At 59.2% G+C, this 3,114-nt stretch carries 4 protein-coding genes and 3 tRNA genes; all 7 read left to right on the top strand.

Going from position 1 to position 3,114, the window contains the following annotated elements; all coding sequences use genetic code 11:
* Nucleotides 1-144 precede the first annotated feature (144 nt).
* Nucleotides 145-1,083, top strand: coding sequence for a bifunctional biotin--[acetyl-CoA-carboxylase] ligase/biotin operon repressor BirA (gene birA, locus HMPREF2886_RS02965; RefSeq protein ID WP_033978869.1), 939 nt, complete (start codon nucleotides 145-147; stop codon nucleotides 1,081-1,083).
* The gene (locus tag HMPREF2886_RS02960; protein ID WP_003093768.1) at nucleotides 1,080-1,826 is read left to right on the top strand and encodes a pantothenate kinase; all 747 of its coding nucleotides are present in this window, start codon (nucleotides 1,080-1,082) and stop codon (nucleotides 1,824-1,826) included. The genes birA and HMPREF2886_RS02960 overlap by 4 nt, the downstream gene beginning before the upstream one ends.
* An 8-nt stretch (nucleotides 1,827-1,834) precedes the next feature.
* Complete coding sequence (locus HMPREF2886_RS02955; protein WP_033973720.1) at nucleotides 1,835-2,539, top strand: SPOR domain-containing protein; 705 nt, start codon at nucleotides 1,835-1,837, stop codon at nucleotides 2,537-2,539.
* A 147-nt stretch (nucleotides 2,540-2,686) separates the two neighbouring features.
* Nucleotides 2,687-2,771, top strand: a tRNA-Tyr gene (locus HMPREF2886_RS02950).
* 26 nt (nucleotides 2,772-2,797) lie between these two features.
* Nucleotides 2,798-2,871 (top strand) — tRNA-Gly (locus HMPREF2886_RS02945).
* Between the two features lie 19 nt (nucleotides 2,872-2,890).
* A tRNA-Thr gene (locus HMPREF2886_RS02940) sits at nucleotides 2,891-2,966 on the top strand.
* A gap of 84 nt (nucleotides 2,967-3,050) precedes the next feature.
* On the top strand, nucleotides 3,051-3,114 hold a 64-nt coding region (locus HMPREF2886_RS34825; protein ID WP_234358239.1), incomplete at its 3' end, for a hypothetical protein.

Here is a 3,114-nt window from a genome sequence, read left to right as displayed (position 1 = left end):
TGGTCAGCAATGACCGGGGGTTTTGCTTTTGCGCTCGGAAAAGTCTGCGAAAATCCGGGGAAAAGGCAGCTATACGGCAGGGCTTTTCGTAGGCAAAGCGCAAGTGCCTCTATATGATGCGTGCCTGGCTAGTGTGGGGCGTCTATGCAGACCTTGCTGAAACTACTTCAAGACGGGCGATTCCACTCCGGTGAGGAGTTGGGGGCAGTACTGGGCATCAGTCGCAGTGCGGTCTGGAAACGCTTGCAGCACCTGGAGGCTGAACATGGCCTGCAGTTCCACAAGGTGCGTGGTCGGGGTTACCGCCTGGCGAGTCCCCTCAGTCTCCTGGATCTGCAGAAGATCGACAGCCTCTGGCCTGTCGAGATCATGCCCACCGTCGATTCGACCAATACCGAGGCCATGCGCAGACTCGCGGCTGGAGCCTCGACGCCTTTCGTTATCGTCGCCGAGCAGCAGACTGCCGGGCGCGGACGTCGCGGGCGAGCCTGGGTCAGTCCCTATGGAGAGAACCTCTATTATTCTCTGGCCATTACTGTCAGGGGGGGCGCTCGGGAGCTCGAAGGGTTGAGCCTGGTCGTCGGTCTCGCGGTGCTCCGGGCCCTGGAGTCTTTGGGCGTCCGGGACGCCGGGTTGAAGTGGCCGAACGACCTTCTGCAGGGAGGCAGGAAGATCGCCGGAATTCTCCTGGAGCTGAGTGGCGATCCCGCGGATCTGTGTCATGTCGTTATCGGCATAGGGATCAACGTCAACATGAAGACCGCCACTGATATCGGCCAGCCTTGGACCTCCCTGCGCGAAGCGCTGGGGGAGCTGGTGGATCGTTCGCGGCTGCTCTCTGCTCTCAATCGGCAACTGGCCGATTATCTCGATAGGCATTCGCGCGAAGGCTTTGCTGCAAGTCGCGAGGAGTGGGAGTCCTGCAATCTCTGGCAGGGTGCCCAGGTCATTCTCTCGACTGCTCTGAGCTCCATCGAGGGTCGAGTGCTGGGTGTCGATAGCCGAGGAGCGCTGCGTCTCGAGGTGGATGGCGTGGAGCAGGGTTTCAGTGGAGGGGAGCTTAGTTTGAGGTTGCGTCAATGATTCTCGAGCTCGACTGTGGAAACTCGCTGATCAAGTGGCGGGTCATCGAGGGCGCGGCACGGTCGGTCGCTGGTGGCCTTGCGGAATCCGATGATGCGCTGGTTGAACAGTTAACATCGCAGCAAGCGCTGCCAGTGCGAGCCTGTCGCTTGGTGAGCGTTCGCAGCGAGCAGGAAACCTCGCAACTGGTCGCACGGTTGGAGCAGCTGTTCCCGGTTTCGGCGCTGGTTGCATCATCCGGCAAGCAGTTGGCGGGGGTGCGCAACGGCTATCTCGATTACCAGCGCCTGGGGCTCGACCGTTGGCTGGCCCTCGTCGCGGCTCATCACCTGGCTAAGAAGGCCTGCCTGGTCATCGATCTGGGGACTGCGGTTACCTCTGACCTGGTCGCGGCAGATGGTGTGCATCTGGGGGGCTACATATGCCCGGGCATGACCCTGATGAGAAGCCAGTTGCGCACCCATACCCGACGTATCCGCTACGACGATGCAGAGGCCCGGCGGGCGCTTGCCAGTCTTCAGCCAGGGCAGGCCACGGCCGAGGCGGTTGAGCGGGGTTGTCTGCTCATGCTCAGGGGGTTCGTTCGTGAGCAGTACGCCATGGCGTGCGAGCTGCTCGGTCCGGATTGTGAAATATTCCTGACGGGTGGGGATGCCGAACTGGTTCGCGACGAACTGGCTGGTGCCCGGATCATGCCGGATCTGGTTTTCGTAGGACTGGCACTGGCTTGCCCGATTGAGTGAGAGGATATATGCGCTGGTTCTTCCTGTTTCTCCTGGCCCTGAACGTCTTCTACTACGTCTGGCACCAGCAGCAATCCCCGCTACGGGCCAAGGAAATCGCACCGCTGGAACTCTATAAGGATGGGCAGAAGAACATTCTGCTGTTGGCCGAGAGCAACCTTGCTTCCAGGGCGCGCTCGGGATCGCAGGTGCCGGCGTCGAGTGTTCCTTCGGCTGCCGGAGAGTCGATCGCATCCGAGTCGGCCTGTCTATATCTTGGCGGAGGCGGTGAGGAGGCGGATGCCCGAAGGTTGCAGCAGCGCCTGCTGGGCCTGGATATCGAGGCGGAGGTCGAGGCCCGTGGGGAGATGAGCGTCGATTACTGGGTCTATCTTCCTCCGCTAGCCTCGCGGGAGGCTGCGCTTCGTCAGTTGAAGGAGCTTCAGGCGCGCAATATCGACAGCTACCTGATTGGCGAGGGAGTGCTGGCCAATGGCATTTCTTTGGGGATGTTTTCCGCGCGGGATTCGGCTGAAAGTGCGCAGGTCCGTCTCAAGACGGCAGGTTACGAGGCGGAGCTGAAGGAGTTGCCCCGCGGGCAGCGTGATTTCTGGGTAAGGGTGGCTCCCGGCAGCCGGCGTCTGGTGGATGAGCAACTGCTCCAGGAGCTGGCTCGGGACTTCAAGGGATTGCAGCATCAAATAATGTCGTGCAAAGGTGTTGCATCCCCCTGATGGTTTGCATAGAATGGCGCCCGCTTCGCAGGGGGAAGGCTGAAAGACTCCTACCATGAAGTTGCTGTTGAAACCTAAGTTCAGGTTTTTTAAGAGAAAACTCTTGACAGCAAGGTGGCAGACGTAGAGAATGCCGCCCACCAGTTTGGAGGGATTCCCGAGTGGCCAAAGGGATCAGACTGTAAATCTGACGTCATAGACTTCGAAGGTTCGAATCCTTCTCCCTCCACCAGTTTAAAAGCGTGAGCTTCGGGCTCCGCGGGTATAGTTCAGTGGTAGAACCTCAGCCTTCCAAGCTGATGATGCGGGTTCGATTCCCGCTACCCGCTCCAGTCAAGTTGCTTGTGTTTCGCTCATGTAGCTCAGTTGGTAGAGCACACCCTTGGTAAGGGTGAGGTCAGCGGTTCAAATCCGCTCATGAGCTCCATTTATCCAAGGGCAGATATGAAAATATCTGCCCTTGTTCTAATGGTAGCGTGATCCGCTCAATTCCTTGAAGGGGATGGTCTCCATGGCTAAAGAAAAATTTGAACGGAACAAGCCGCACGTCAACGTCGGCACCATCGGTCACGTTG

The sequence above is a fragment of the Pseudomonas sp. HMSC066A08 genome, from assembly GCF_001813025.1.
GTDB classification, from domain to species: Bacteria; Pseudomonadota; Gammaproteobacteria; order Pseudomonadales; family Pseudomonadaceae; genus Pseudomonas; species Pseudomonas aeruginosa.
This window is presented reverse-complemented; position numbering and strand designations above follow the sequence as displayed.

Excerpts from the sequence above, each read along its gene's own strand:
- birA (WP_033978869.1), top strand. The coding sequence starts at position 145 with ATGCAGACCTTGCTGAAACTACTTCAAGACGGGCGATTCCACTCCGGT.
- HMPREF2886_RS02960 (WP_003093768.1), top strand. The coding sequence starts at position 1,080 with ATGATTCTCGAGCTCGACTGTGGAAACTCGCTGATCAAGTGGCGGGTC.
- HMPREF2886_RS02955 (WP_033973720.1), top strand. The coding sequence starts at position 1,835 with ATGCGCTGGTTCTTCCTGTTTCTCCTGGCCCTGAACGTCTTCTACTAC.